Genomic DNA, 26,859 nt, shown 5'->3' on the forward strand with positions numbered 1-26,859 from the left:
TGCGAAGCACTCGCCATGACGCCGGTGCGAGATGGTTTTGGGTCTGCTTCGCAGCCCAGCGGGAGCAAGCTCCCTCGCCACAGGTTATGCATTCAAAGCCTCCAGCAAGATCCGCCCGCTGGAGCAGGTTGCAGTCTCATTGCGATAGGCGAAATACAGTTTGCCGCGAGTTGGGTCGAAACGCAGGTGCAGCTGGATTTCATCACCGGGACGCACCAGCTGCTGGAATTTCAGTACTTCCATGCCGGCGAATTTTTCCGGCAGGTTCATCAGTTGCTGTCCCAGGTTCAACGCCCACTCCACCTGCACCACACCGGGCAGAACTGGCGCAGTGGGGAAGTGACCGCTGAAGTAGGCCAGATCCGGTGGCACGGCCAGTTGCAGGCTCCACTCGCCATCGGTTTCGGTTTGCTCCAGTACTTGTGGCGCCTTGGGGCGTGGTGCCATCAGCAAGGCGTCGACTTCAGCTTGAGGCAGTTTGCCCTGGGCATTGAGCGGCAGTTGTCGAAGCAAGCGCCAGCGACGTGGCAGGGCGAGGGCCTCACAGTGTTGACTCAGATGCTTGCGCAATTGCTCAGTCACGCTGCGTCGACCCTGATTGCGCAGGGCATGCAGACCTGTTTCGGTCAGTACCAGCAAGGCCCCCAACGAGGCGCGGTTTTCCTGGACGACGCCCAGACGCGTTTCGGCGACCCATTCATGGGTTGCAAGTGCCTGTTCCAGCATCGGCAGCGAGATACGTTTTTCTTCCAGTTTGACGATCCGGTCCAGTCGTCGGAGTAATTCGAACCGGCCATCAGCGGTGATTCTCGCGGAGTCGGCGGTGTGTTCGACATAGCCGATTGGTAAATACGGCGAAGCAATCAGCAGCGCGCCGTCACCGTCCTGGCTCAGCACAACATCGGCGAAAGGCTGCCAGAGTCCGGAGCCCTGGCGCCAGGCAATGCCGCCGGTTTCCGAGCTGCCGAAGATTTCCGTCGGCCATTGCCCAAGGCGTTGCTGCAGGTTCTGTGCGGCTTCAGCCGGCAAGGCGCCGCCGGAAGAAAACACCCGACGCACCGCGCTCAAGGCAGGCCAGTCGAGGTTGTCGCCCATACGCTTGAGCAACGCGGGGCTTGCGATCCAGGCAAAGGCGGGGTGTTCGCGGCTGGCGCGCTGCAGGTCCTCCGGAAAGGCCAGTTGCCGACGCACGAACGGGCGCCCGGCGCACAGCGGCCACAGCACCCGAAACAGCAGGCCGTAGATGTGCTGGGTGGCGACGCTTCCGATGATGCACGCTGGCCCCAGGTCCGCTCCCCACAACTGTTCCAGGGCTTCGACTTCATTGGCCAAATGGCGCAGATTTTTTTCGATGCGCTTGGGCTCGCCACTGGAACCGGAAGTGCACAGATTGAGCTGGCAGTGATCCAGATCCAGAGCGGCGCCATCCAATGGCGGATGGCGATAGTCGCTCAGGTGGGCATCGCCGGTTTGATCGGTGAGCCACAGGTCAACGTTCCTGGACCAGCGCTGGCGGGTCTGTGGCTGCAGGTCGGCGGGCAGCAGTACGCTGACCCCGGCGCGCCAGGCGCCGAGCAGCGCGACCGCCAGATCGGCGGCATCCTCAAGGTGCACGGCCATCTGGCGCACGCCCTGGGTTTGCAGGCCGGCAGCCAGGCGCAGCGCCCGGTCGCACAGCTGAGCATGGTCCAGCGTCGGAGCGCTCGTCACGGCGCGCTCCGGCTGCGTCTTGAGCAACAGATGCTCAAGTTTTATCCAATTCATGGGTGGCCTCGTACCCGTTGGCGTATCAGCCATTCAATGGCAAACATCAGGCCTATCAATCCGTAGGAAATCAGACCGGTGTACAACATCCACCAGCTCAGCGGCGCCCACAGCGTCAGGGCGGCGGCGCACAAACCGTTGCAGAGAAAAAACACGCTCCAGGCGATGGTTACCTGGCGGGTATAGCGAATGGCCTTGGCTGGCAGGTGCGGCTCGCGCAGACGGGCCAGGCGTTCGACCATCGGCGGGCCGAATTTGAGGCTCAGGCCGAACAATCCCAGCATGAACCCGCTGATTAATACGGGATACCAGCGCAGCAGCGCCGGGCTGTCCAACAGCGCCAGCAACAGACAGAAACCAATGGCCGCTGTAGCCATCCACTGGCTGCCGGGGCGTCTGCGGCCGGTCAGCGCACGGGCCAGCCACAGGCTGCCCAGCAGCAGTGCGAACTGCCACGGCGCGAAGTGTTCCATGCCGAAATACACCGCAAAGGGGTACAGCAGGCCTGCCAGCAACAGGCCGAGGCCGATCAGTCGGCTCATGCGGCCGGTTGAACAAGACGGTAGACAGCCTCGACCACGTCGCTGACCGTGCGCACCGACTTGAATTCTTCGGCGGCGATTTTCTTGCCGGTCTGGCGTTTGATGTGATCGATCAGGTCGACCGCATCGATGCTGTCGATTTCCAGATCCTGATACAGGTTGGATTCGAGGCTCACGCGCTCGGGGTCCAGTTCAAACAGCTCGACCAAGGCATCGCGCAAGGTGTTGAAAATGTCGTCACGAGTTTGCATGGTCCGGTCTCAAGCTGCCTGTTTTGCGGTGACGAACGCTGCAAGGCTCGCCACGTTGCTGAAATGATTGCGCGTGTCCTTGGCGTCTGCATCGATTTTGATGCCGTACTTTTTCTGAATGGCCAGGCCGAGTTCCAGGGCATCGACGGAGTCCAGGCCCAGTCCTTCGCCGAACAGCGTCTGGTCATCGCCAATGTCTTGTGCGCTGATGTCTTCAAGGCCCAGGGCTTCGATGATCAGGTCTTTGATTTCACGGTGTAGATCGCTCATCTTCGGCGAGCTCCTTGATAAAGTAAGAATGCAGATAATCGTTGAGCTTGCGCGAGGCTTGAGGGGCGGGCCCCTGTACGGCGTACGCCTGTGGGTCTATATCGGCCCCGACACGGAAACTGAAATGCACGCGCCGTTTGGGTATGCGATACCAGGGTTCGGCCTTGGTCAATGTCGTCGGGTTGACCTTGATTACCACGGGAGTGAGGATTTTCGCACCGCGCAAGGCGATTGCCGCGCCACCCCGATGAAAGGCCGGTGTCTGGCCGGGTTGTGTGCGGGTGCCCTCGGGAAAAATGATCAGGGTCTGGCCGCTTTTCAGTGCGTCTGCGGCGGTATCGAGCATGTCCATGCTGCCGTCGTTGCTGATGTAATCGGTGCGGCGCAGCGGGCCGCGAGTGAAGGGGTTCTCCCACAGACTTTGCTTGACCACGCAATTGGCATGGCGCACCAGCCCGATCAGGAACACCACGTCGATCAGCGACGGATGATTGGCAATGATCATCTGTCCCGGGCGGCCGAGTTTTTCCGCACCCTCGATATCGTAGGTCAGCACACCGGTTCGGGCCATGAACTGCACGAAAAACCAGAAGCAACGACTGACGGTTTTTCGTGCACGCAGCCGATGGGTCTGGGCGTCGCCCGGCAGACAGCTCAACAACGGGAAAACCAGCAGGCGCAGGCACATACCGCCCAACCCGAACAGGGTGAAGCTCGCGGCGGTCGCCAACAGGCGCCAATAATAAGCGTCGCGGTTCTTTTCAGTCACGGATTGCGTTGCCAGGTCCATACACGATTTTTCCAGGCATGTTGGCAGGTTGTTTGCTGGTCAAGCAGCGTCCGCAACAGATTCAAGGCATGGGGCCCGCGGGATTTGGACAACGCATTCGAAGGGCTGTTCAGGGTCAACTGCCAGTCATTGCCGGGAGTGATCAACAGGCCGACGGCATAGGGAAATGGCACATCATCAATCCAGGCCGAATACGCCTCGGGCGGTTGCTCCTCGGTCACAACGAGTAACACCGCCGGAGCGCCTTCGCTCAGCAGCGCCGCCGCCTCCAGCATACCGTGTTCAAGTCCGTCTCCAGCGGCGGCGAGGGCCGTCATCTCGCTGGTCTCATTGCGCATGATCGACCACAGGCCGATGATCGCGTTGTGCACCGAAAGGCTGAACTGGGTCGGTGACAGCGGCTGATCAACGGCCAGATCGCTGAGAATGTCGAAGGTGCGCGGGGTTTCGCCATGACGAGAAATAAAGACCAACGGAAGGTCCTGGCGACCATCGGCCAAGGGCCAGCCGACACTGAACGCCATCCGTGCCAGTCGGCTGAGTCGCCGACGCTGCATGGCTGGCAGGAACGAGACGTCAGGAGCGGCATCGCTGACCGGCAGCACGACAGGTTGTCGGCTCCAGGCTTGCCAATCGTCCACGCTTTCGAGCCCTGGAGCCCATGCGCGCCATTGGGCGATATTGAAATTGATCACAGACATTTCATCCCGCCCCTGAGGGGCTTCCTGACGCGGTAAGTGGTCGAAAACCGTGCCTCACGCTACGTGGCGCCAGGCGCCGAGTGGTGCGCATTATCCCGGTGCCGGGAACGTGTAGCAAATGCCGGTTGCATTTTGCTCAATCAGACGGACTGGTTAGAGAGCAAATACATGTTGGTTGCCAATTATTCGCATTTTAATCTGCCCGTCTGTCGTCTCTTATGGCTGTTGATTGTGGTACTTGCGGCTTTTTCGATAGGAGATCGCCACTGACTGTGTAGTCCCGATCCCAGCGAGGTAGCGAAGCAGTACCGAGGACCACTACACTCGGTCATTCTTTGATACGCGGAGGTTTTGACATGCGGCGTGTGGTGTTCAATCAGAAAGGTGGCGTTGGCAAATCCAGCATCGCCTGCAATCTGGCAGCGGTCAGTGCCAGCGAGGGCTTTCGCACCCTGTTGGTGGATCTCGATGCCCAGGCGAACTCCACCCAGTATCTGACGGGGCTTACCGGCAGTGACATCCCGATGGGGATCGCCGATTTTTTCAAGCAAACCCTGTCATCCGGACCGTTCTCCAAGAAAAACCAGGTCGACATCTACGAAACACCGTTCGACAACCTCCACGTCATTACGGCCACCGCCGAACTGGCGGATTTGCAGCCAAAGCTGGAAGCCAAGCACAAGATCAACAAACTGCGAAAGTTGCTCGAAGAGTTGAGCGAGGACTATGACCGGATTTATCTCGATACTCCGCCAGCGCTGAACTTCTACGCAGTATCAGCACTGATTGCCGCCGATCGTGTGCTGATTCCCTTCGATTGCGACAGTTTCTCCCGGCAGGCGTTGTATGGCCTGATGGCGGAGATCGAAGAGTTGAAGGAAGACCACAACGAGGGATTGGAAGTCGAAGGCATCGTCGTCAACCAGTTCCAGGCCCGTGCCAGCCTGCCACAGCAGATCCTCGACGAACTGATAGCCGAAGGATTGCCAGTGCTGCCGGTGTACCTGGCCAGTTCAGTGCGTATGCGCGAATCGCATCAGGCCAACACTCCGCTGATCCATCTTGATCCGCGGCACAAGTTGACCCAGCAATTTGTGGAGCTGCACAACCTGCTGGAAAACGCCTGAAGAACAAAAGAACGGTGTCAAACCCCTTGGCTGCGCAACCAGCTCATCAATTGCGGTAACGGGAAGGCCCCGCTCTGCCGGGCGACTTCCCGGCCGTTCTTGAACAGGATCAGGCTCGGAATCGAGCGAATCCCCAACTGTGCCGACAACTGCGGGTTCGCCTCGCTGTCCAGCTTGGCCAATCGGCACTTGCCTGCCAGTTGCGCCGCGGCCTGCTCGAATACCGGCGCAAACGACTTGCACGGCCCGCACCAGTCAGCCCACACGTCCACCAGCAACGGCAGATCACCCTTGATCTGGCTGGCGTAGTCGCCTTGCTTGAGCTCAAAGGGCTTGTTCAGCAGCACTTCAGCTTTGCATCGCCCGCATTTCGGGTGGTCACTGAGACGTTCGGCCGGGATGCGGTTGAGGCCGTTACAGTGGGGGCAGGGGATGAGGAGTGGCTCGGTCATGACAAATCGTCCAGTCGAAAGCGAATGATCCTTATCTGGAGACATGACTCCAGGTTTTCAATTGTGCAGCGCTTCACGACGAACAACTGATCTCCAGATGCTTGCCCCACTCCGGTGGTCGCTCGGCGTAACTCTCCATCCCTGGTTGCTCCTCGAACGGATTGCTCAGCACCGCGTGCAGTCGGCGGACTTGCGTATAGTCGCCGCTCTCTGCCGCATCGATAGCTTTCTGCGCAAGATAGTTGCGCAGGATGTACAGCGGATTGACCGCATGCATTCGCTGACGTCGTTTTTCCTGGTCTAGCTCACCATCGCGGGTAACCCGGGCAAGATAAAGCTCGGCCCAAGCATCAAAACCTTTGAGGTCGACGAAGTCATCGCGCAATCGAGCGGTGGCAGCTTGTGGCGCCTCTTCACCCAAACGCCGGAAAAACAGGCTGTAATCGACGCCGCTGTTCTGCATCAGTTGCAGCAACTGCTCCAGCAGTTTCTGGTCATCCTCTTCGGCCGTTGTCAAGCCGAGGCGGCGGCGCATCAGGTCCAGGTAATGGGCCTGGAACAGCGGCAGGTACAGGCCGAGAGTTTCACGCAGGGCTTCAACGCTGATGAACGGCGTCAGGGCCTGGGCCAGGGCGCTGAGGTTCCACTGGCCGATGGGCACCTGGTTGCTGAAGGAGTAACGGCCTTGGTCATCGGAATGGTTGCAAATGAAATTGGCGTCGAAGTCGTCGAGGAAGGCGAATGGGCCGAAGTCGAAAGTGATGCCGAGGATCGACATGTTGTCGGTGTTCATCACGCAGTGGCAAAAACCGTAGGCCTGCCATTTGGCGATCAGTTCGGCGTTGCGCTCGACGATCTCGCGGAACATCGCCAGGTACGGTTCCGGTTGCTCAAGGCATTCCGGGAAATGCATGGCCAGCACATGATCGCCGAGTACTTTCTGTTGCTCGGGGCGTTTGGTGTAGTAGAAGTATTCGAAGTGCCCGAAACGCACATGGCTCGGCGCCAGGCGCAGGACCATGGCGGCACGCTCCTGTTTTTCGCGCCACACCGGTGTATCGGAGCCGATGACGCACAGCGCCCGGGTGGTCGGGATGTTCAGCGCGTGCAGGGCTTCGGAGGCAAGAAATTCGCGGATCGAGGAGCGCAGCACGGCGCGACCATCGCCCATGCGTGAAAACGGTGTCTGGCCGGCGCCCTTGAGATGCAGGTCCCAGTGCTCGCCCGCCTCGTTGTACACCTCACCCAGCAACAGGCCGCGACCATCACCCAGTTGCGGGTTGTACGAACCGAACTGATGGCCGGAATAAACCATTGCCCGAGGCACCGCATCGGCCCACAACTTGTGGCCGCTGAACAGTTCGGCGAACTCCGGTGTTTCGGCCACGGCCGGGTCGAGGTTCAGCAGCGCCATGGCAGCAGGGCTGGCGACTACCAGGCGCGGATTGTCGATGGGCTCAGGCAGCACATGGGCGGAAAAGGTGTCGCCCAGGCGGTCGAAGCGATTATCGAAGGTCAGTTCGTCGAGGGCTTTCAAGTGCCGGCTCCAGCAGAATGTCCGAGCATTCTGCTGGGGAATGGCCTGTTAGTCGAGTTTGGCCGCCGGCGGTTGTTGCGGAGGCTGGCCATCAACGATCGGCACAATGGTTTTCGCTTCCGGCTCGATGGGCACCATCTTGTACTCCTGGCCATGAAGGTTCTTGAGGTAGACCTCCATCTGCCGGAACGAGATGTTGATGTGCTGCTTCTTGAACTCGCGGTTGATGAAGCGGTTGACCTCGTCGAGCACCGGGTTGCGGTCGCCGAGGTCGCGCACGTGCATGCGCAACTCGTGATCGAGGGTGCTTTCGCCGAAGTTCAGGAAATACACATGAGGTTCGGGGTCTTTCAGCACACGCGGGTTATCGCGGGCAGCTTTCAGCAGCAGTTCTTTCACCAGATCGAGATCCGAGCCGTAGTCGACGCCGAGCTTGAGTGTTACCCGGGTGATGGTGTCGGTGAGGGACCAGTTGATCAGTTGCCCGGTAATGAACGTCTTGTTCGGAACGATGATGTCTTTGCGGTCGAAGTCGGTGATGGTCGTGGCGCGGATGCGGATCTTGCTCACCGTGCCCGACAGGTTGCCGATGGTGATGGTGTCACCGATCCGTACCGGACGCTCGAACAGGATCATGATGCCGGAGATGAAGTTGGCGAAGATCTCTTGCATGCCGAAACCGAGTCCGACCGACAGCGCCGCCACCAGCCATTGCAACTTGTCCCAACTCACACCGAGGGTCGACAGGGTCGAGACAAAACCGACACCGGCAATCACGTAGGACAGCAGCGTAGTCGTGGCATAGGCGCTGCCTTGGGCGAGGTTGAGCTTGGACAACACGAAGACTTCAAGCAGACCCGGCAAGTTTCGCGCGAGGGCGAAGGTGATGCCGATGATGATCAGTGCGCCCAGCATGTCGCCGATGCTGATCGGCACCATGCTCATGTTGGCGCCGGTGCCGCTGGTGTATTCGTAAAGGGTGATGTTGTCGAGGTACGAAAACACCGTGATAAGGTCAGCCCAGACCCAGTACAGCAACGCCATGAAACCACCGAGCAAGGCCAGGCGGATCAGTCGCAGCGACTGTTCGTTGACCTTTTCGATGTCCAGGGTCGGCTCTTCAATGACCGCTTCGCCGTCGCCGGCCTCTTTCGCCGCCTGACGTTTGGTCAGGGCACGCTGATAGGCCAGGCGTCGGGCTGCAACGCTGAGGCCGCGGACGAAGGTGGCTTCGATTACCAGCCAGAACATCAGCAGGTACAGGGTGTTGATCAAGCGGTCGCTGAGTTTCAGTGCGGTGTAGTAGTAGCCGAAGCACACCGCGACGAACAGCGCGACCGGCAGGGCGGTAAACAGGATGCCCACGACCTTGCGGAACAGCGAGGCGTTTTCGTGGGTCGGGCTGCTGATCAGCAAGCGGCTGAGCAGCAAAGTCATCAAGGCGTAGCAGGTGAGCACCACCGGCATGCCGATTACGTCGTCGGCCAGCCCCGCCGGTTGCAGTTCGGCAACGGCCACCACCGCGACCAGCGCCATCACGACCATGCCGAGACGGCGGACCCAGCCGCGAAGGAATTCGACCTGAGGCTTTTCCCAACGGAAATGCAGTTCGGCCACGCCACCCGGCGCGAGGATCCGATAGGCGGTGTAGAACACCAGCCATGCCTGAGCCATTTGCAGCAGCGCCGCGCCCATATTGGCGTTTTGCCCGCGGGCATCGATTTGCAGGGCCAGCCCGCACAAGGCGAGGCCAAGGGACACCGGCATCGCCAGCAAAATGTTGATCAGAATGGCTTGTGGTGTGTGCCACTGGCTGTCGCGCTTGAAGTGGCCGATATCCTGGTGAACCTTGTTCAGTCGGGCATACAGTTGCTTGCGGCGCCACAGCAGGGCGCCGATCAACAGAGCCAGTGGCAGGAACAGCAGCGGTCGCTGGGTCAGGCCATCGGTCAGTTCGCTCAGGCTTGAGGCCAGGGGCAGTGTGTCGATCTGACGTTGCAGGCGATCCGGCACGCTGTGGATCCATTCCAGGTCCAGTGGCTTGTTGCTGGGAATCCAGAACATCTGCTCATCGAGCGTGGCCCGCAGGCTTTGCGCGGTACTGAGCAATTGCTTCTGGTTCAACTGCAGGGTGATGGATTCGTTGAGGACCGCACTCAGTTCCCGGTTCAGACGTTCCAACAGGTCGGCACGGGTGGTGGCCAGCTCCAGCAGGCTCTTGCGCAGCTGCGGGGTGACTTGCTCGGGCGGCTGGGTCGACAGCAGGTTATCGACGTAGGTGGCCGGGTTGCTGAGCAACTCCCGTTGCTGGCTGACTTCGAACTGATAGAGGCGAATGTCGGCGATCTGGTCGGCCAGGTCGCGGTCGACCTTGAGGCGCGGCAGGGCCTGCTTTTGCTTATAGAGAATCTTCGAAAGCAGCAGGCTGCCTTTGAGCACGTTGATCTGTTCATCCAAAGCCGAGTCGCTTTGGGTCACGCTGTCGAGTTGCTGCTTGGTCTGCAGATTTTTCTGAGTGACTTCGTTGAGGCGGTCAGTGCTTTTGAGCAGGTAGTCCGAGAGCTTCAGGTTGGCCGTGCTTTCGGTCGCCAGCAGGCTGCTGCCGCCGGATTTCTGCGCTTCGATCGACTGTTGGGTGACGGTCTCCTGAGACTGCGCCAGGCGCTTCTGGTTGATCAGGTTCTGCAGTTCCTGAATTTCATGATCCAGGCGATCGGACCGTTCCGACAACAGGTCATGCTGACTGTTGCCCAGATCCTGCAGTTGAGTGTTGCCGGCCAGTTCCTGGCGACGCAGCGGGATCAGGGCGTTGAGCGCCGCGAGTTCGGCATTGAGCTGGTCGCGTTGCTCGGCGCTCAAGGTCTTGCCGGCGTCTTTGCCGGCCTTGAGGATGTTGTTGATCTGCTGGATGCGTGTCTGGCTGGTGGAGATTTCAGCCTGCGCGCGCTCCGGACGGGTCTGGGCGGTGATGATCAGACTGTTGGCGTCGGCAAGGGCTTTTTGCAGATCGCTTTGCTGTGTCGAGCGCTCGGTGAGCAATTGCTCCAGCTGCTGGATGTTTTCTTTGGCGAAACGCTGTGCCACCGGCACCACACTGGTGGCTTTGAGCCGCGTCAGCTCACGCTGGTTCTCGATGGTCTGTTTGGGTGCGCTGCTCAGCTGTTGCTTGAGTTCGGCCAGTTTCTGCTCGTAATCACGCTGATTGTTGAGATGAGTCAGCGTGCCTTGCAGAACGGATTGCAGAGCCTTTTGGTCCGCCTCCGGCAGTTTACGATCAGCGATCTTGTCCAGACTCGTCTGCACGGCTTCGCGGGTGGGCGGTTCGGCGGCTTGCAAGGGGCCGACGGAGAGACTCAGGCCCAGCAGGGCCATGATGAAAAAGGTGCGCAGGCTTGACATAGAGACCGATTAAAAAGCTGACGAGAAATGGAGTTTAGAGGAAGAGTCCCGGACCCGGGCGACTTCCTTCGGGGAATCTGACGCCCACTTTGCCGATCTTGTTCCCCTCCATGACGGCAACGGTCCAGATGGTGTTGTTCCATTCCACCTGGTCGCCAACCACCGGCGCGCCCCCCACTTTCTGGGCAATGAAGTGGCCCAGGGACATGTCCGGGTCGATGCCTTCGACTTTCAGGCCATACAGGGCGGCAACCGCCGCCAGCTGGGCGTCTCCTTCGAGTACGAAGTCGCCGAAGAAACGCAAATCGAGGCCCCGTTGCGGCGCCTGGCTGAAGAGTTTTCCGAGGGCCGGCAGGTTGTGTTCATGGCCGATAACACACAGTAAATCATCGACTTCCAGCACCGTACTACCCGACGGATGGAGCAATTGCTGGCCACGAAACAGGGCGGCAATGCGGGTGCCTTCGGGCATTTTCAGTTCACGAAGTGGTGAACCGATGCACCATTTTTCCGCGCCGAGTCGATAAACGAAAAGCTCCCACTCACTGGTGACGTGTACTTCCAGGGCAGAGCGTGAGATCGGCGCGGGCTCCGGCGGTACCGTCACTTTCAACAGTTTGGCGACCCACGGCAAACTCGTGCCCTGCACCAGTAGCGACACCAGCACGATGAAGAACGCGAGGTTGAAATACAGCTGGGCGTTAGGCAGGCCGGCCATCAGCGGGAACACCGCCAGAATGATCGGGACCGCGCCCCGCAGGCCGACCCAGGAAATGAACGCTTTTTCCCGGCCATGGAAGGCCTTGAACGGCAGCAAGCCAACGACCACCGACAGCGGCCGGGCAAACAGAATCATCCACAGCGCCAGTGCCAGTGCGGGCAGCGCAATCGGCAGCAGGTCGTGGGGTGTGACCAGCAGGCCCAGCACCAGGAACATGCCGATCTGCGCCAGCCATGCCATGCCGTCGAGCATGTGCAGGATGCCGTGACGGCTGCGTACCGGGCGGTTACCGATCACCAGACCGCAGATGTACACCGCCAGGAAGCCGCTGCCGTGCAGGGCGTTGGTCAGGGCAAAGACGACCAGCCCGCCAGCGATGACCAGGATCGGATACAAACCGGTGGCCAGATTGATGCGGTTGACCAGTTGCAGCATGAGCCAGCCGCCACCGAGTCCGATGACGCCGCCGATGCCGAATTCGCGCAACAGATGAGTCAGCAGGCTCCAGTGCAGGCCTGTCTGGCCGCTGGCGAGCATATCGATCAGGGTGACGGTGAGAAACACCGCCATCGGGTCGTTGCTGCCGGATTCGATTTCCAGGCTGGCGGTCACCCGTTCGTTCAGACCCTTGCCCCCCAGCAGCGAGAATACTGCCGCGGCATCGGTGGAGCCGACGATGGCGCCGATCAGCAGGCCTTGAATCAGGTTCAGGTCGAACAGCCATGCGGCCGCCATACCGGTCAGCCCGGTGGTTATCAACACTCCGACCGTCGCCAGCGACAACGCCGGCCATAACGCCACACGGAAGCTCGAGACCCGTGTACGCAAGCCGCCGTCGAGCAGGATCACGGCCAATGCGAGGTTGCCGACCAGATAAGCCGTGGGATAGTTATCGAAAATAATGCCGGCGCCATCGACGCCGGCCGACATGCCCACGGCCAGGATGATCACCAGAATCGGGATGCCGAGGCGGGACGAGAGAGAACTCACCAGAATGCTAGCACCCACCAGCAACGCGCCGATCAAGAACAGGCTGTTGATGGTTGTCGCATTCAAAGGCAGTACTCCAGAAAAGCTGAAAGGCGGGGCGCAGACTGACCATGCAGTCTGCGTGCCAGCGATTCTAACCTGTTGAATTGAGTCGCTGTCAAAAAAGCTTTTGAAGATGACTGTTTTTGGTGGTGCCTGCTGATTTGCTAACTGTTGAGTCAATTAGAGATTCAACGGATGATAATCAGATTTTGTTTTGAACAGGATGCTCTTGTCTTGCCGGGTTTTCAGATGGGTTTGAAAGTGCAAACAAATTTATCTGAAGGCTCAAGACCAGCCTGAGCCTGCGATATCTCCCAAGCGCACAAAACCTGTTACGGTAACGGCTAATAATGTTTTGGTGTGGAGGATTTTTACTATGATTTGGCTTTGGTTGTTGTGAGGCGTGTAGTTTACAAAAGCATCGCCTGGGTTCCTCAGTTCGGAGGGGTCGGAAAGATTGAAGTTTAGCGTGTTCACGCCGAGGTTTTTCAATGCTTTCAACATGTCGATGCGGTCTTTGCCCGTTTCAAAACTGGCGATGTATTGCACTTCGCTGATTGCTGCAAGGGAATCTTCAATGCCATAGGTAACGCCGCCCCTGTCGTTAGTTGTCAGGGTGATGCTCTGGCTTGTTGTGGCAGTGCTCCGGGGTTCGGACATGGAGGCCGGTGTTTCTTGATTGTTTGACATGGTAGTTGTTCTCGCTTTTATATAAATAAATTCTGGTGGGTTTTAATGTTGGCCGCAGATTGGCGGCAATTAAAATTATTCCATGGTTGTAATTATGTTTGCGAGCGAGAGTTTGGTTCTGAGTGTTTCGCTTGTTTTTAATAAGTGTAAGTGGTGTTTTGGATTTATCGAGTTTGTCGAGTTTTAGCCACTTGCACATTATTGGGTTTAGACATGGAGTGGTTTGATAGCGTTTGTTCGGGGGGCGTGTAAACGTCCGTGCTTACCATCAGGGAGTGCACCTCGGGCGGCCGATAGAAGATGAATGCCCTGTGCGTTGCCGATCTGAGCGATTGAACCCTCTGTCATTCAGCCAGTTGCACCCTTCGGCGACGAAGTGCAGGAACCAGATCGGCCATTCACAGTCTTTAAAACTCGCGAGGAAGGTCGCCCGGCAGGAAAATCAAGGCTTTGCGCCGGTATAACCCTGGCATCCAGGGTGACTTTTCTTTATCGTACGCGCCCTTTGAAAATGCCCGGAAAATCAAAATGTTGGAAGCATCCCTAAGCCAATTGGAACAACTGGTCAGCGACCTGGTGCAACAGAACCAGGCTTTGCTCGGCACCAACCAGACCCTGACTGCAGAACTGGCCCAGGCCAAAGACGAAAACGAAAGCCTGCAATTGAGCCTGATGGAACAGGAAGAGAAGCAAGGCGCCACCGCCGCTCGCATCCAGGCACTGGTTGAGCGCGTCAGCGCTGGCCCTGTCAGCGCATGAGTTACGGTCCGGGGGTGAAAGTCGTCTCGATTCTGGGGGAGGACTATTCGATCAAGGCGCCGGCCGGGGAAGAACAAACCCTGCTCGACGCTGCGATGATGTTGAAAGCTGCCCTGGACGACACCAAAAGGAAGTACCCGACGCTGATCGGTGACCGACTGCTGGTGCTGGCCGCAATGAATCTGTGCTCTCAGCAGATCGAAATGAAAAAGCAGCACAAGCTCGAACTCGACCGTTACCAAGAGCAAGTCAGCGCCACGGTTGAAGTGATTTCCAAGACGATCAATCAGGCCTGATCGGCTTTGCGCACAACCAAAGAATAAATTGTCGATTTTGATGTATACAATCGGCACGGCTGTTGCAGTGTTTCAGCCTCTTATTCTTTGGGGGTGCTCCATGCAGTTCTGGCGACGCAGTATTCAATGGCAATTGATCCTGAGCATGGGCAGCGCCCTGTTGGTCAGTATCCTGATTGTGGTTGGCATTTATACCCTCGTGGTCAACCGCCTCGCCCAGAGCTACCTGGTCGAGCAAGCCTTGCCGTCGAGCATCGAAGCGATGCGCAACGACATCGAGCGCATCCTTGTCCAACCCCTCACCGCCGCCAAGGACATCGCCAGCAACAGCATGGTGCGTGACTGGCTGGCCGCAGGTGAAGACAGTGCCCAGGTCGGTGCCTTCACCACTTATCTGGAAGGCATTCGAGGCGAGCACAAAGCCTTTACTGCGCTGATTGTCGGCACTGCCTCCAACCATTACTTCAGCGAAAAAGGCCTGGACCGCACCCTCAGCCGCTCCAATCCAAAAGACGCCTGGTTTTATGCATTTCTCGACAGCCACCAGCCGCGCACCCTCAATATCGATAACGACACGGCCACCGGAGAATTGGCGCTTTTCATCGACATCAAAGTCGAACAGGCCGGTAAAGTCGTGGGTGTTGCAGGGCTTGGATTGAGCATGAAAGAGCTGTCGGAGATTATCCACAATTTCAGTTTTGGTGAGCGCGGCAAGGTCTATCTCGTGCGTTCCGACGGTTTGATCCAGGTTCATCCCGAGGCGCAATTCAGCGGTAAACGCACCCTCACCGAGCAGATCGGCGATGTCGCGGCGCGCGCCGTCATGGGTCAAAAATCTGCCACCAGCAATAGCTTCCAGCGTGATGGCGAAGATTTTCTTGCGTTGAGCCTGCCACTGCGCGATCTCGGCTGGACGTTGGTTGCCGAAGTGCCGCAGTCACAAATCTACGCCGAGGCCCGCCGCGCCATGTGGATGAGCAGCGGCATTGGCCTGGCGGTGGCAATGGTGTGCCTGTTGCTGGTCGTCTTGTTGGCACGAGGGTTGGTAAGACCGATTCGTCAGGTAACAGCGGCGCTGGTGGCCATCGGTAGCGGTGGTGGAGATTTGACCCACCGGTTAGATTCCAGTCGCGCCGATGAGCTGGGTGATCTGGCGCGTGGGTTCAATCGCTTCCTCGACAGTCAGCGCGACATGATCGGCGAAGTGCTCACCACCAGCGAACGCCTGCGCACGGCGGTGGGGCAAGTGGCCAAGGTTGTGGATAACACTGCTGAACGCTCTGGACGCCAGCAGGAGATGACCGACATGGTCGCCACGGCGGTTCACGAAATGGGCCTGACGGTTCAGGAAATCGCGCAGAACGCAGGCAATGCGGCGGTCGCGTCGCAAACGGCGCGGGATGAGGCGATGCAGGCGCGGGAAGCGGTCGGTGGCTCGATTCGGCATATCGAAAGCATGTCTGACGAAATAGGCGTCGCCGCCAGCGCAGTGGGCGAATTGGCCCATCAAGTGGCATCCATCGATCAGGTGCTGGCGGTGATTCGCGGCATATCCGAGCAAACCAACCTGCTGGCGCTCAACGCTGCCATTGAAGCAGCGCGGGCCGGGGACATGGGGCGCGGGTTTGCGGTGGTTGCCGATGAAGTGCGCACCTTGGCAAGACGTACGCAGTCGTCCACTGATGAGATCCAGCAGATGATTGGTAGTCTCAAGCAGGGCGCGGAGAACGCCGTTTCCTCGATGCATAGCGGTCAAGCGGCGACAGGGACAGGCGTCGAATCGAGCCAGCGCACGGGAGCCTCGTTGACCGCCATTACCGGACAGGTCGAACGCATCAGCGACATGAATCACCAGGTGGCGACGGCGACGGAAGAGCAATCGGCGGTGACCGAGGAAATCAATCGCAACGTGCAGGGTATTTCCGACCTGGCGCGGGCGACGGCGGGAGAGGTCAGGGGCTGTCGGGATGATTGTCAGACGTTGCAACGGTTGGCAGATGATCTGGCGCGGCAGATGGGTGGGTTCAAGTTGAAGTGATGTGTTGTTTGTTCTGACGCCATCGCGAGCAAGCTCGCTCCTACAGGTTTTGTGTCGAACACATTATTCGTGAACGACCGAATCCCTGTAGGAACCGGCTTGCCGGCGATTGGATCTCAAGGGCGGCAAAAGCCCCGGATCAAAACCACTCATCCTGCATCCCCAGGCACACATCATCCCGCGCCTCAAGAATCGCCAGCTCATGATGGCAACCCGGCACTTCCCACGTCAGGAAGTACCGCGCCGCCTGCAGCTTGCCTTTGTAGAAGCTCACATCCGCCGCATTCCCCTTGGTCAAGCCTTCCTCGGCGCGGATCGCCTGTTCCAGCCAGCGCCAGCCGATCACCGTGTGACCAAACACTTTCAGGTACAGCGCCGAGTTCGCCAGGCTGCTGTTGACCTTGCCCTGGGCCAGATCGGTCAGCAGGCCGATGGTCACGGCTTGCAGTCGGGCCACCAGTTTTTCCAGCGGTTCACGCAGTGGCGTCAATGAATCAAACGCCTGTGCTCGCTCGCCAGTGTCGGCGATCAGGCGGATCAGTTTTTTCAGTCCTGCACCACCGTTCTGCGCCAGTTTGCGCCCCAGCAGGTCCAGCGATTGAATACCGTGGGTGCCTTCGTGGATCGGGTTCAGGCGGTTGTCGCGGTAATACTGCTCGACCGGATACTCGCGGGTGTAGCCATGGCCGCCGAGGATCTGGATCGCCAGCTCATTGGCCTTCAGGCAGAACTCAGACGGCCAGGATTTAACGATCGGCGTCAGCAGGTCCAGCAGCTCATGGGCCTGCTTGCGCTCGGCTTCGGTCGCAAGTGTGGTGGTGTCATCGAACAGGCGCGCCGCATACAGGCCGAGGTCGAATGAGCCTTCGACGTAGGCCTTTTGTGTCAGCAGCATGCGCTTGACGTCGGCGTGGTTGATGATTGCCGCCGGAGCAGTGTTCGGGTCTTTGCTGTCCGGCACGCGGCCTTGCGGGCGCTCGCGGGCGTATTCCAGCGAGTACAGGTAACCGGCGTAGCCGAGCATCACCGCGCCCATGCCGACGCCGATCCGCGCCTCGTTCATCATCTGGAACATGTAGCTCAAGCCCTGATGCGGCTTGCCCACCAGATAGCCGACACAGTCACCGTTATCGCCGAAGTTGAGCGCGGTGGACGTGGTGCCGCGCCAGCCCATCTTGTGGAACAGACCGGCGAGCAACACGTCATTGCGCTTGCCGAGGCTGCCGTCATCGTTGACCAGGAATTTCGGCACGATGAACAGCGAGATGCCCTTCACCCCTGCCGGCGCGTCCGGCAGCTTGGCCAGCACCATGTGCACGATGTTTTCCGACAGCGAGTGATCACCGCCGGAAATGAAGATTTTGTTGCCCTTGAGGCGATAGGTGTCGTCAGACGCAGGTTCTGCGCGGGTACGAATATCCGACAACGATGAGCCGGCGTGCGGTTCGGTGAGGGCCATGGTGCCGAAAAAGCGGCCGTCGATCATCGGTTGCAGGAAGCGCTGCTTCTGTTCGTCAGTGCCGAAGCTTTCGATCAGGTTTGCCGCGCCCATGGTCAGGAACGGATAAGACGTCGAAGCGGCGTTGGCTGACTGGAAGTGCGAAAAACAGGCTTGGGACAGCAATGTAGGAAGTTGCATGCCGCCAGCATCGAAACTGCGAGCGGCGTTGAGGAAACCGGCTTCGAGGAAGGCTTCCACTGCCGGTTTTACTTCCGGAATCAGAATCGCCTGACCGTTCTCATAGCGCGGCTCATTCTCGTCGCCCTTGCGGTTGTGCGGGGCGAAGAACTTCTCGGCGATGCTGCGGGCGGTGCCAATGGCGGCATCGAAGGTTTCGCGGTTGTGCTCGGCGAAACGCTCACGCTGGGTCAGGCCCTCGGCATCAAGGACTTCATACAGCTCGAAAGCCAGATTGCGGGAACTGAGCAACGTCTCTGACATGGCGGCCTACCTTTTGTTGGAATGGGCCGAGTCTAAGATGGGGAATAGAGGCTGAACAGGATGATTGATGTCGGTGATAAAGGGGCAAAACACCGACCTGTAGGAGTCGGCTTGCTGGCGATGGCGGTGCATCAGACGCACCGTAGTGTATTGATCGCCAGCAAGCCGGCTCCTACAAGGCAAAAAAAATGGGCGCCGATGAGGGCGCCCATTTTTACAGTGACTGCATCGCTATTTAGCCGATGGTCATCAAGCTGGCATTACCACCCGCCGCTGCAGTGTTGACGCTCAATGCACGCTCAATAACCAGTCGCTCCAGCGCAATGTTGGATTCGCCCTGCGACAGGCCCTGAACCCCAACGATCGCACCAGCACGCTTGGCCACCTGCTGGCACACCGCACGCAACTGATCGGAATGGCCGTGATGCAGAACCGCATCAAACACCACTTCATCCTTGTTCCAGTCGGAAACCAGTTTGATGCGCGCCTGAATCTCCTTCGGCAAGCGTGCGAACAAGGCCTTGGTCATGTCAGCTTCCGGCCAGACCGCCGAACCGCCGACAGCCAACACCGCTGCCAGTTGAGTCAGCAAATCGCCTTCGACTTCCGCCAGGCACAGCACGTGTTCACGCGGCAGGATTGCATAGCTGTTGCGCTCGCCGGTCGGGCCAGCCAGCACGCGGGTGATACCGCTTTGCGATTGCGCGGCGAACTGCGCGCACAAACTGCTCAGGTCGGCGAACTTGTTGCTGTCGGCCCAGGCTTTCAGGGCAGTCAGCGGCTTGCTCATGGCATCGCGCAAGCGCACATCCGGTGCAACCTCGGCATCACCGCGAGCGAAGGATTGTTCGATTGCATCTGTAGGACGTGTCGACAACAGGCGGTACAGGTACAGCGGGCCGCCGGCTTTCGGGCCAGTACCCGACAGGCCTTCGCCACCGAATGGTTGAACGCCGACCACGGCACCCACGATGTTGCGGTTGACGTAGACGTTGCCGGCGTTGACGTTGTCGATCACCTTGGCGATGGTTTCGTCGATGCGGGTGTGCACGCCCAGCGTCAGGCCGTAGCCGGAAGCGTTGATCTGAGCGATCAGTTGATCGATGTCTTTGCGCTTGTAGCGAACCACGTGCAGTACCGGGCCGAAGATCTCCCGTTGCAGTTCGTCGAAGCTTTCCAGTTCGATCAGCGTCGGCATCACGAAGGTGCCGCGTTTGACTTCTTCGGCGTCGGCGATGGCCACCTGGTACACGCTGCGACCTTTGTCGCGCATGGCCTGGATGTGCTTCTCGATGCCGGCCTTGGCTTCGGCGTCGATCACCGGGCCGATGTCCACGGACAGGCGCTCAGGGTTGCCGAGGCGGCTTTCAGCCATGGCGCCTTTGAGCATTTCGATCACGCGGTCAGCGGAATCTTCCTGCAAGCACAGGACGCGCAGGGCCGAGCAACGCTGGCCGGCGCTGTCGAAGGCCGAGGACACCACGTCGATCACAACTTGTTCGGTCAGTGCCGAAGAGTCGACGATCATCGCGTTCTGGCCACCGGTTTCGGCGATCAGCGGGATCGGACGGCCCTGGCTGTCCAGGCGGCCGGCAATGTTGCGTTGCAGCAGGCGAGCGACTTCGGTCGAGCCGGTGAACATCACGCCTTTGACGCGATCATCGCCAACCAGGCCTGCGCCGACGGTTTCGCCACGGCCCGGCAGCAGTTGCAGCACGCCTTCCGGGATGCCGGCTTCGAGCAGCAGGCGCACGGCTTGAGCGGCGACCAGTGGCGTCTGTTCCGCAGGTTTGGCCAATACCGGGTTACCGGCGGCGAGGGCTGCAGCCACTTGACCACTGAAGATCGCCAGCGGGAAGTTCCACGGGCTGATGCACACTACTGGACCCAACGGACGGTGAGCGTCATTGGTGAAATCGTTGCGAGCCTGCACTGCGTAGTAGCGCAGGAAGTCCACGGCTTCACGCACTTCGGCGATGGCGTTGGCGAAGGTCTTGCCGGCTTCACGAGCCAGCAGACCCATCAGCGGCTGGATCTCGGCTTCCATCAAGTCAGCGGCACGTTCCAGGATCGCGGCGCGTTCGGCTGGCGGGGTGGCCTGCCAGATCGGTGCAGCGTTCAGGGCGCACTGGATCGCGTTGTCGACGTCTTCGACGGTCGCTTCCTGCACATGGCCGACCACGTCACGCAGATCGGATGGGTTCAAGACCGGTGCCGGCGCTTCGCTGCTGGAAGCGCAGCCGAGCATCGGCGCGGCTTTCCAATGGTTGTGCGCGGTGGCGAGCAGGGCGCAGGACAGGGACGCCAAACGATGTTCGTTGGCCATGTCGATGCCGCTGGAGTTGGCGCGTTCCGAACCATACAGGTCACGCGGCAGCGGAATGCGTGGGTGCGGTAGGCCAAAACCACCCTCGACGGTTGCCATTTGCTCGATGCTGGCTACCGGATCGGCTACCAGTTCCTGGATGGAAATCGACTGGTCGGCAATGCGGTTGACGAACGAGGTGTTCGCGCCATTTTCCAGCAGGCGACGTACCAGATACGCCAGCAGGGTTTCGTGGGTGCCGACTGGAGCGTAGACGCGGCACGGACGGTTCAGCTTGCCTTCGGAAACCTTGCCTACAACCTGTTCGTACAGCGGTTCACCCATGCCGTGCAGGCATTGGAACTCGTACTGGCCCGGGTAATAGTTCTGGCCGGCGATGTGGTAAATGGCCGACAGAGTGTGGGCGTTGTGCGTGGCGAACTGCGGGTAGATGACTTCCGGCACCGACAGCAGTTTGCGTGCGCAAGCGATGTAGGAAACGTCGGTGTACACCTTGCGGGTGTAGACCGGGTAGCCTTCCAGGCCTTCGACCTGGGCGCGCTTGATTTCGCTGTCCCAGTACGCGCCTTTCACCAGGCGGATCATCAGGCGATGACGGCTGCGGCGAGCCAGGTCGATCACGTAGTCGATTACGTACGGGCAACGCTTCTGATAAGCCTGGATGACGAAACCGATGCCGTTCCAGCCAGTCAGTTGCGGCTCGAAGCACAGGCGCTCGAGCAGATCCAGCGACAGCTCGAGGCGGTCGGCTTCTTCGGCGTCAATGTTCAGGCCGATGTCGTATTGCTTGGCCAGCAGGGTCAGCGACAACAGGCGCGGGTACAGCTCGTCCATCACGCGCTCGTACTGGGCGCGACTGTAGCGCGGGTGCAGGGCGGACAGTTTGATGGAGATGCCCGGGCCTTCATAAATCCCACGGCCGTGGGACGCTTTGCCGATCGAGTGAATGGCTTGTTCGTACGAAGCCAGGTACTTCTGGGCGTCGTGCTCGGTGAGTGCGGCTTCACCCAGCATGTCGTAGGAATAGCGGAAGCCCTTGGCTTCGAACTTGCTGGCGTTGGCCAACGCTTCGGCGATGGTTTCACCGGTCACGAATTGTTCGCCCATCAGGCGCATGGCCATGTCGACGCCCTTGCGGATCATCGGCTCGCCGCTCTTGCCGATGATGCGGCTCAGGGAGGACGTCAGGCCTGCTTCGTTGTGCGTGGACACCAACTTGCCGGTCAGCAGCAGGCCCCAGGTCGCGGCGTTGACGAACAGCGACGGGCTGTTGCCCAAGTGCGGATGCCAGTTACCGGTGCTGATCTTGTCGCGGATCAGTGCGTCGCGAGTGCCTTTGTCCGGGATGCGCAGCAGCGCTTCGGCCAGGCACATCAGCGCCACGCCTTCCTGGGACGACAGAGAAAACTCCTGCAGCAGGCCTTGAACGATGCCGGCACGGCCGCCAGCGCTCTTCTGGTTGCGCAGTTTTTCGGCAATCGAGGCCGCGAGTTTGTTGGTCGCTTCGGCCATCGGTGCCGGCAGGCGCGCCTGCTCGATCAGCATCGGTACCACTTCCGGCTCAGGGCGACGGTAGGCGGCGGTGATCGATGCGCGCAGGACCGATTGCGGCAGGATGCTTTCGGCGAATTCGAGGAAGCACTGGTGGGCATGATCCAGAGGCGCGTCGACGGAATCGTCGGAATCCTTGGTCAAACCGTTCAGCTCGGACAGGGTTGCACCACCCTCGAGTTTTTCCAGGTAATTGAAGATTGCCTGCTTGATCAGCCAGTGTGGCGTGCGATCAATCGAGGTCGCGGCGGCCTTGAGGCGTTCGCGGGTTGGGTCGTCAAGTTTGACCCCAAGGGTGGTGGTAGCCATGTTTTTATCCTCATGTTTGCCACGACTGCGTGGCATCAGCTGGCGGCAAGATTAGCCGTGCAACTGGCGAGGTGCAACCTGGTGCAACCCTTTTTTTGTCGGAATAATAAGCAGCTCGTCAGGAAATAAATTCTGGTACGTCGGTGCTGCATCTGCTTGGTGCTTTTTAGCTTGGTTGGTCACGGTTCTTGCTCCTAAAAGGAGCAAAAACAAGGGTTTGAAGTTTATTTCCGACTAGGTGCAACTTATTCTCGCGAAACTGGTTGCACCTTATTTGCTTTGTTGAATAGCATTCGCGCCCAAGGTGCAACCGGCAACGAATGCAGGTGCTCCGGCTGATGGCTTTCCTGGGGAAACATCGGTCATAAATGCGCGGCATCCCGGATCGTCTGTCAAACGTCACCGTTTGCGAGCGGTTCACCAGCCGCCGCTACATAAAAACAAAGCCAGGGCGTAACTCAATGAGCGTAAGCAATCCAACCCTGATCACGTTTGTGATCTACATCGCAGCAATGGTGCTGATCGGCTTCATGGCCTATCGCTCCACCAACAACCTTTCCGATTACATTCTGGGCGGCCGTAGCCTGGGCAGCGTCGTGACTGCGCTGTCTGCCGGTGCTTCCGACATGAGCGGCTGGCTGTTGATGGGCCTGCCGGGCGCCATCTACATGTCTGGCCTGTCCGAGAGCTGGATCGCCATCGGCCTGATCGTCGGTGCGTACCTGAACTGGCTGTTCGTTGCCGGCCGTCTGCGCGTGCAGACCGAGCACAACGGCGATGCCCTGACCCTGCCGGACTACTTCTCCAGCCGTTTCGAAGACAAAAGCGGCCTGCTGCGGATCATCTCCGCCGTGGTGATCCTGGTGTTCTTCACCATCTACTGTGCTTCCGGCATTGTGGCTGGCGCCCGTCTGTTCGAGAGCACCTTCGGTATGTCCTACGAGACCGCGCTGTGGGCCGGTGCTGCGGCAACGATTGCCTACACCTTCGTAGGCGGTTTCCTGGCAGTGAGCTGGACCGACACCGTACAAGCCACATTGATGATCTTTGCCCTGCTGCTCACGCCGATCATCGTGCTGCTGGCGACCGGTGGCGTCGACACCACGTTCCTGGCCATCGAAGCGCAAGATCCAGGCAACTTCGACATGCTGAAAAACACCACCTTCATCGGCATCATTTCGCTGATGGGCTGGGGTCTGGGCTACTTCGGCCAACCGCACATCCTGGCGCGATTCATGGCTGCCGATTCTGTTAAATCGATCGCCAACGCCCGTCGCATTTCCATGACCTGGATGATCCTGTGCCTGGGCGGCACCGTCGCTGTAGGTTTCTTCGGCATCGCTTACTTCTCGGCGCACCCGGAAGTGGCAGGTCCTGTGACCGAAAACCACGAGCGTGTGTTCATCGAGCTGGCGAAAATCCTGTTCAACCCATGGATTGCCGGTGTTCTGTTGTCGGCCATTCTGGCTGCAGTGATGAGTACCCTGAGCTGCCAGTTGCTGGTGTGCTCGAGCGCCCTGACCGAAGACTTCTACAAGACCTTCCTGCGTAAAACCGCTTCCCAGGTGGAGCTGGTCTGGGTTGGTCGTGCCATGGTGCTGCTGGTGGCCCTGGTTGCCATCGCCCTGGCGGCCAACCCGGAAAACCGTGTACTGGGCCTGGTGAGCTACGCCTGGGCTGGCTTCGGTGCCGCGTTCGGTCCGGTCGTGCTGATCTCCGTGATCTGGAAAGACATGACCCGCAACGGCGCACTGGCCGGCATCCTGGTCGGCGCGATCACCGTGATCGTGTGGAAACACTTCGAACTGCTGGGTCTGTACGAAATCATCCCTGGTTTCATTTTCGCCAGCCTGGCGATCTACATCGTCAGCAAACTGGGCACGCCGACTGCCGGCATGCTGCAGCGTTTTGATGCTGCCGAGAAAGATTACCGCCTGAACAAGTGATGAGGGTGAGCTAACGCTCTGATCTCTCGCAGAACAAGAAACGGCCCGTCTCCTTATAAGAGCGGGCCGTTTTTTTTGCCTTGAATGCGCGACGTTATGTCGGCAAGTCGGCGTCTGGCTGGTTCAGAAGCAACAGCACCCCAAGTATCGTGATGCAGAACCGGAAGGCTGGCTCCTGGCCATTCCAGTGTTGTGATTGCCACATCAGAAACCATTCGCCACCGATTACCATGAAACCAAAGAACCAGACCAGAAAACCCAGGCTGCAACCGATGATCGCCTGGCGTTTGGCCTGAGTGAATACAGGACCGGTGGCACGGCGTGCGCGCCACAGGTTCAAGCTGCCCCAAGCCAGAAACGTGCAGGTCATTGCTTCGCCCCCAATGATCAGCCAGTAGGCCGCATGCCACGCCCACGGGGTGGTAATGGCCCGATATCCGGCGGTGTTGGAGGGAAAGGTAGTGTCCATACTCAACACATGCTGCACGAATGCGAAGTTCGAGGCGTAATCGGTGACGTTGTTGAAAGTGACCAATAAGGCGAAGGTGGCGAGTGCCAGGGTGAGTAATATTTTTGCATAGCGCATGGTCATGGAATCTCCATCCATTGGATTGTCAGTGAAGTGCTTTCTTCCAATGTTCAGGCAGGACATGGGCTGCAAAATGTAGGTTAAGTTCTATTTTTCGAGGGATTGTTCGTTTGTGGATGTAGCGTTTTTCCGTTTGACCGCCAACCCCTGACTTGCCGGCCGGTAAAAGGTAAACTCCCCGGCCTTCGCAGGAGCAACCATGAATTATCGCCACGCCTTCCATGCCGGCAATCATGCCGATGTGTTCAAACACCTGACCTTGACCCGCCTCATCGCCCTGATGTCGCGCAAGGAGCAGCCGTTTGCCTATCTCGATACCCACGCCGGTATTGGTCTTTATGACCTTCAGGGCGATCAGGCCAACCGTACCGGTGAGTACCTGGAAGGCATCGCGCGGTTGTGGGACCAGCCGGATCTGCCGATCCTGACCGCTGATTACATGCAGGTGCTGCACGAGATGAACCCGGATGGCCAGTTGCGCTATTACCCGGGTTCGCCGGAGCTGGCGCGGCGTCTGACCCGTGCGCAGGACCGCGTGTTGCTCAACGAGAAGCACCCGGAAGACGGCGTGCTGCTCAAGGACAACATGGCCGGTGATCGTCGGGTCAAGGTGCACCTGGGCGAAGGTTGGCATGTGCCGCGTGCCTTGCTGCCAGTGCCGGAGAAGCGGGCGGTGATGTTGATCGATCCGCCATTCGAGAAGCTCGACGAGATGCAGCGTTGTGCCGCGTCGCTGAAAGAGGCAATTGGCCGGATGCGCCAGACGGTGGCGGCGATCTGGTACCCGGTGAAGGATCAACGCGCCTTGCGTCGGTTCTATCAGGATTTGGCGGGTACCGGTGCGCCGAAGTTGTTGCGTGTGGAGTTGCTGGTACATCCGCTGGATACGCCGAACAGCCTTAACGGCTCCGGCCTGGCGATTGCCAATCCGCCGTGGGGGCTGGAGGAGGAATTGCGCGAGCTGCTGCCGTGGTTGTCCGAGAAGCTTGGGCAGACCCAGGGTGGCTGGAAGATGGATTGGTTGATTGCCGAGTAATGCTCGGCCCTGTAGGAGCCGGCTTGCTGGCGATAGCGGCCCAGAGATCTCTGCTGGACCGACTACCGCTTTCGCCAGCAAGCCGGCTCCTACGAGTGATCTGTGTCAGATCGGGCAGGTCACGCCAGTACCGCCAATCCCGCAATAGCCTTCCGGATTCTTCGCCAGGTACTGCTGGTGATACGCCTCGGCGTAGTAGAAGGTCGGGGCTTCGTCGATTTCAGTGCTGATTTCACCCAGGCCGGCTTTGGTCAGTTCGACCTGGAACGCCTCTTTGCTCTTCAGCGCGGCTTCCAGCTGCTCCGGTTTGGTGGCGTAGATCACCGAACGGTACTGGGTGCCAATGTCGTTGCCCTGGCGCATGCCCTGGGTCGGGTTGTGCAGTTCCCAGAACATCTTCAGCAGCTCTTCGTAGCTGACTTTCTCTGGCTCGTAGACCACCAGCACCACTTCGCTGTGGCCGGTCAGGCCTGAGCAGACTTCTTCATAGGTCGGGTTCGGCGTGTAGCCGCCTGCGTAACCCACGGCGCTGCTGTACACGCCTTCACGCTGCCAGAAACGACGTTCCGCGCCCCAGAAACAACCCAGGCCGAAGATGGCGAATTCGACGTTGCCCGGGAACGGGCCCAGTAGAGGGTTTTTGTTGACGAAGTGTTCTTCCGGCACCTTGATTGGGGATTCACGGCCGGGCAGAGCTTGTTCTTTAGTAGGGAGCACGTTTTTGTTCACCAGAATTTCCGAGCGCAGAACCATGATCAGTCCTCTCAGTCAGGATAATTAGACAGACAAGC

Annotated in this window: 22 protein-coding genes and 1 pseudogene; 7 read left to right on the plus strand and 16 right to left on the minus strand. The window is 59.2% G+C overall.

Translation table 11 applies throughout. The features are described 5' to 3' along the window. Nucleotides 1-84: 84 nt before the first annotated feature. The 6 genes from AD668_RS01205 to AD668_RS01230 are packed head-to-tail and all read right to left on the minus strand — an operon-like array spanning nt 85 to nt 4,318. Nucleotides 85-1,764 (minus strand): acyl-CoA synthetase family protein, encoded by a 1,680-nt coding sequence (locus AD668_RS01205; protein ID WP_053153466.1) that lies wholly within the window; start codon nt 1,762-1,764, stop codon nt 85-87. Beyond that, a complete protein-coding gene (locus AD668_RS01210; RefSeq protein ID WP_053153469.1) occupies nt 1,761-2,306 on the minus strand; it encodes a hypothetical protein in 546 nt (181 codons plus the stop codon). The genes AD668_RS01205 and AD668_RS01210 overlap by 4 nt, the downstream gene beginning before the upstream one ends. Next, nucleotides 2,303-2,557 carry an acyl carrier protein gene (locus AD668_RS01215; protein ID WP_007992314.1) on the minus strand — a complete coding sequence of 85 codons (255 nt, stop codon included), beginning with the start codon at nt 2,555-2,557 and terminating at the stop codon, nt 2,303-2,305. The genes AD668_RS01210 and AD668_RS01215 overlap by 4 nt, the downstream gene beginning before the upstream one ends. Before the next feature lie 9 nt (nt 2,558-2,566). Further along, nucleotides 2,567-2,827, minus strand: coding sequence for a phosphopantetheine-binding protein (locus AD668_RS01220; RefSeq protein ID WP_053153472.1), 261 nt, complete (start codon nt 2,825-2,827; stop codon nt 2,567-2,569). Then, nucleotides 2,808-3,617: a 1-acyl-sn-glycerol-3-phosphate acyltransferase gene (locus AD668_RS01225; RefSeq protein ID WP_053153475.1), complete on the minus strand. Its 810-nt coding sequence runs from the start codon at nt 3,615-3,617 to the stop codon at nt 2,808-2,810. The genes AD668_RS01220 and AD668_RS01225 overlap by 20 nt, the downstream gene beginning before the upstream one ends. Further along, the gene (locus AD668_RS01230) at nt 3,593-4,318 is read right to left on the minus strand and encodes a beta-ketoacyl synthase chain length factor (RefSeq protein ID WP_053153479.1); all 726 of its coding nucleotides are present in this window, start codon (nt 4,316-4,318) and stop codon (nt 3,593-3,595) included. The genes AD668_RS01225 and AD668_RS01230 overlap by 25 nt, the downstream gene beginning before the upstream one ends. A gap of 356 nt (nt 4,319-4,674) precedes the next feature. Between AD668_RS01230 and AD668_RS01235 the strand changes: the two genes are divergently transcribed. Continuing rightward, the gene (locus tag AD668_RS01235; protein ID WP_053153482.1) at nt 4,675-5,445 is read left to right on the plus strand and encodes a ParA family protein; all 771 of its coding nucleotides are present in this window, start codon (nt 4,675-4,677) and stop codon (nt 5,443-5,445) included. A 17-nt stretch (nt 5,446-5,462) separates the two neighbouring features. Here AD668_RS01235 and trxC read toward each other — a convergent pair whose 3' ends face one another. The 5 genes from trxC to AD668_RS01260 form a co-directional block, all read right to left on the minus strand. Then, nucleotides 5,463-5,897, minus strand: coding sequence for a thioredoxin TrxC (gene trxC, locus AD668_RS01240; protein WP_053153485.1), 435 nt, complete (start codon nt 5,895-5,897; stop codon nt 5,463-5,465). Nucleotides 5,898-5,970: 73 nt separating this feature from the next. Continuing rightward, complete coding sequence (gene selO, locus AD668_RS01245; protein ID WP_053153488.1) at nt 5,971-7,434, minus strand: protein adenylyltransferase SelO; 1,464 nt, start codon at nt 7,432-7,434, stop codon at nt 5,971-5,973. Nucleotides 7,435-7,482: 48 nt separating this feature from the next. Then, nucleotides 7,483-10,833: a mechanosensitive channel MscK gene (gene mscK / locus AD668_RS01250; RefSeq protein WP_053153491.1), complete on the minus strand. Its 3,351-nt coding sequence runs from the start codon at nt 10,831-10,833 to the stop codon at nt 7,483-7,485. Between the two features lie 34 nt (nt 10,834-10,867). Continuing rightward, nucleotides 10,868-12,610, minus strand: coding sequence for a potassium/proton antiporter (locus tag AD668_RS01255; protein WP_053153494.1), 1,743 nt, complete (start codon nt 12,608-12,610; stop codon nt 10,868-10,870). A gap of 261 nt (nt 12,611-12,871) precedes the next feature. After that, on the minus strand, nt 12,872-13,276 hold the full coding sequence (locus AD668_RS01260; RefSeq protein ID WP_156322295.1) for a hypothetical protein: 405 nt from the start codon (nt 13,274-13,276) through the stop codon (nt 12,872-12,874). Between the two features lie 528 nt (nt 13,277-13,804). On the opposite strand from AD668_RS01260, the gene AD668_RS01265 reads away from it, so the two are divergent. The 4 genes and pseudogenes from AD668_RS01265 (at nt 13,805) to AD668_RS30245 (ending at nt 16,369) form a co-directional block, all read left to right on the plus strand. Next, complete coding sequence (locus AD668_RS01265) at nt 13,805-14,035, plus strand: hypothetical protein (RefSeq protein ID WP_053153499.1); 231 nt, start codon at nt 13,805-13,807, stop codon at nt 14,033-14,035. Continuing rightward, nucleotides 14,032-14,331 carry a cell division protein ZapA gene (locus AD668_RS01270; RefSeq protein WP_053153502.1) on the plus strand — a complete coding sequence of 100 codons (300 nt, stop codon included), beginning with the start codon at nt 14,032-14,034 and terminating at the stop codon, nt 14,329-14,331. Before AD668_RS01265 ends, AD668_RS01270 begins: the two co-directional genes overlap by 4 nt. Before the next feature lie 145 nt (nt 14,332-14,476). After that, nucleotides 14,477-15,505, plus strand: a pseudogene (locus tag AD668_RS30240) (cache domain-containing protein); the annotation flags it as partial. Between the two features lie 132 nt (nt 15,506-15,637). Further along, a complete protein-coding gene (locus AD668_RS30245; RefSeq protein WP_371259750.1) occupies nt 15,638-16,369 on the plus strand; it encodes a methyl-accepting chemotaxis protein in 732 nt (243 codons plus the stop codon). A gap of 139 nt (nt 16,370-16,508) precedes the next feature. On the opposite strand, the gene AD668_RS01280 is transcribed toward AD668_RS30245, so the two are convergent. The 3 genes from AD668_RS01280 to AD668_RS29790 all read right to left on the minus strand — a co-directional run bounded on the left by AD668_RS01280 (nt 16,509) and on the right by AD668_RS29790 (nt 22,680). Further along, nucleotides 16,509-18,311: an acyl-CoA dehydrogenase gene (locus AD668_RS01280; protein WP_053153508.1), complete on the minus strand. Its 1,803-nt coding sequence runs from the start codon at nt 18,309-18,311 to the stop codon at nt 16,509-16,511. Between the two features lie 235 nt (nt 18,312-18,546). Next, nucleotides 18,547-22,497 (minus strand): trifunctional transcriptional regulator/proline dehydrogenase/L-glutamate gamma-semialdehyde dehydrogenase, encoded by a 3,951-nt coding sequence (gene putA / locus AD668_RS01285; protein WP_053153511.1) that lies wholly within the window; start codon nt 22,495-22,497, stop codon nt 18,547-18,549. A gap of 51 nt (nt 22,498-22,548) precedes the next feature. Continuing rightward, on the minus strand, nt 22,549-22,680 hold the full coding sequence (locus AD668_RS29790) for a hypothetical protein (protein WP_256220552.1): 132 nt from the start codon (nt 22,678-22,680) through the stop codon (nt 22,549-22,551). Between the two features lie 278 nt (nt 22,681-22,958). On the opposite strand from AD668_RS29790, the gene putP reads away from it, so the two are divergent. Further along, nucleotides 22,959-24,443, plus strand: coding sequence for a sodium/proline symporter PutP (gene putP / locus AD668_RS01290; RefSeq protein ID WP_053153514.1), 1,485 nt, complete (start codon nt 22,959-22,961; stop codon nt 24,441-24,443). Nucleotides 24,444-24,537: 94 nt separating this feature from the next. On the opposite strand, the gene AD668_RS01295 is transcribed toward putP, so the two are convergent. Beyond that, nucleotides 24,538-25,035, minus strand: a complete 498-nt coding sequence (locus tag AD668_RS01295) for a DUF2165 family protein (protein ID WP_053153517.1) — start codon at nt 25,033-25,035, stop codon at nt 24,538-24,540. Between the two features lie 196 nt (nt 25,036-25,231). Here AD668_RS01295 and AD668_RS01300 point away from each other — a divergent pair, with 196 nt between their 5' ends. Next, the gene (locus tag AD668_RS01300) at nt 25,232-26,068 is read left to right on the plus strand and encodes a 23S rRNA (adenine(2030)-N(6))-methyltransferase RlmJ (RefSeq protein ID WP_053153521.1); all 837 of its coding nucleotides are present in this window, start codon (nt 25,232-25,234) and stop codon (nt 26,066-26,068) included. Between the two features lie 105 nt (nt 26,069-26,173). Here AD668_RS01300 and msrA read toward each other — a convergent pair whose 3' ends face one another. Then, nucleotides 26,174-26,821: a peptide-methionine (S)-S-oxide reductase MsrA gene (msrA, locus tag AD668_RS01305; protein WP_053153524.1), complete on the minus strand. Its 648-nt coding sequence runs from the start codon at nt 26,819-26,821 to the stop codon at nt 26,174-26,176. Between the last annotated feature and the right edge of the window lie 38 nt (nt 26,822-26,859).

The sequence above is a fragment of the Pseudomonas sp. P1.8 genome, from assembly GCF_001269805.1.
Lineage (GTDB): Bacteria > Pseudomonadota > Gammaproteobacteria > Pseudomonadales > Pseudomonadaceae > Aquipseudomonas.

Excerpts from the sequence above, each read along its gene's own strand:
- AD668_RS01205 (WP_053153466.1), bottom strand. The coding sequence starts at position 1,764 with ATGAATTGGATAAAACTTGAGCATCTGTTGCTCAAGACGCAGCCGGAG.
- AD668_RS01210 (WP_053153469.1), bottom strand. The coding sequence starts at position 2,306 with ATGAGCCGACTGATCGGCCTCGGCCTGTTGCTGGCAGGCCTGCTGTAC.
- AD668_RS01215 (WP_007992314.1), bottom strand. The coding sequence starts at position 2,557 with ATGCAAACTCGTGACGACATTTTCAACACCTTGCGCGATGCCTTGGTC.
- AD668_RS01220 (WP_053153472.1), bottom strand. The coding sequence starts at position 2,827 with ATGAGCGATCTACACCGTGAAATCAAAGACCTGATCATCGAAGCCCTG.
- AD668_RS01225 (WP_053153475.1), bottom strand. The coding sequence starts at position 3,617 with ATGGACCTGGCAACGCAATCCGTGACTGAAAAGAACCGCGACGCTTAT.
- AD668_RS01230 (WP_053153479.1), bottom strand. The coding sequence starts at position 4,318 with ATGTCTGTGATCAATTTCAATATCGCCCAATGGCGCGCATGGGCTCCA.
- AD668_RS01235 (WP_053153482.1), top strand. The coding sequence starts at position 4,675 with ATGCGGCGTGTGGTGTTCAATCAGAAAGGTGGCGTTGGCAAATCCAGC.
- trxC (WP_053153485.1), bottom strand. The coding sequence starts at position 5,897 with ATGACCGAGCCACTCCTCATCCCCTGCCCCCACTGTAACGGCCTCAAC.
- mscK (WP_053153491.1), bottom strand. The coding sequence starts at position 10,833 with ATGTCAAGCCTGCGCACCTTTTTCATCATGGCCCTGCTGGGCCTGAGT.
- AD668_RS01260 (WP_156322295.1), bottom strand. The coding sequence starts at position 13,276 with ATGTCAAACAATCAAGAAACACCGGCCTCCATGTCCGAACCCCGGAGC.
- AD668_RS01265 (WP_053153499.1), top strand. The coding sequence starts at position 13,805 with ATGTTGGAAGCATCCCTAAGCCAATTGGAACAACTGGTCAGCGACCTG.
- AD668_RS01270 (WP_053153502.1), top strand. The coding sequence starts at position 14,032 with ATGAGTTACGGTCCGGGGGTGAAAGTCGTCTCGATTCTGGGGGAGGAC.
- AD668_RS30245 (WP_371259750.1), top strand. The coding sequence starts at position 15,638 with ATGGTCGCCACGGCGGTTCACGAAATGGGCCTGACGGTTCAGGAAATC.
- AD668_RS01280 (WP_053153508.1), bottom strand. The coding sequence starts at position 18,311 with ATGTCAGAGACGTTGCTCAGTTCCCGCAATCTGGCTTTCGAGCTGTAT.
- putA (WP_053153511.1), bottom strand. The coding sequence starts at position 22,497 with ATGGCTACCACCACCCTTGGGGTCAAACTTGACGACCCAACCCGCGAA.
- putP (WP_053153514.1), top strand. The coding sequence starts at position 22,959 with ATGAGCGTAAGCAATCCAACCCTGATCACGTTTGTGATCTACATCGCA.
- AD668_RS01295 (WP_053153517.1), bottom strand. The coding sequence starts at position 25,035 with ATGACCATGCGCTATGCAAAAATATTACTCACCCTGGCACTCGCCACC.
- AD668_RS01300 (WP_053153521.1), top strand. The coding sequence starts at position 25,232 with ATGAATTATCGCCACGCCTTCCATGCCGGCAATCATGCCGATGTGTTC.
- msrA (WP_053153524.1), bottom strand. The coding sequence starts at position 26,821 with ATGGTTCTGCGCTCGGAAATTCTGGTGAACAAAAACGTGCTCCCTACT.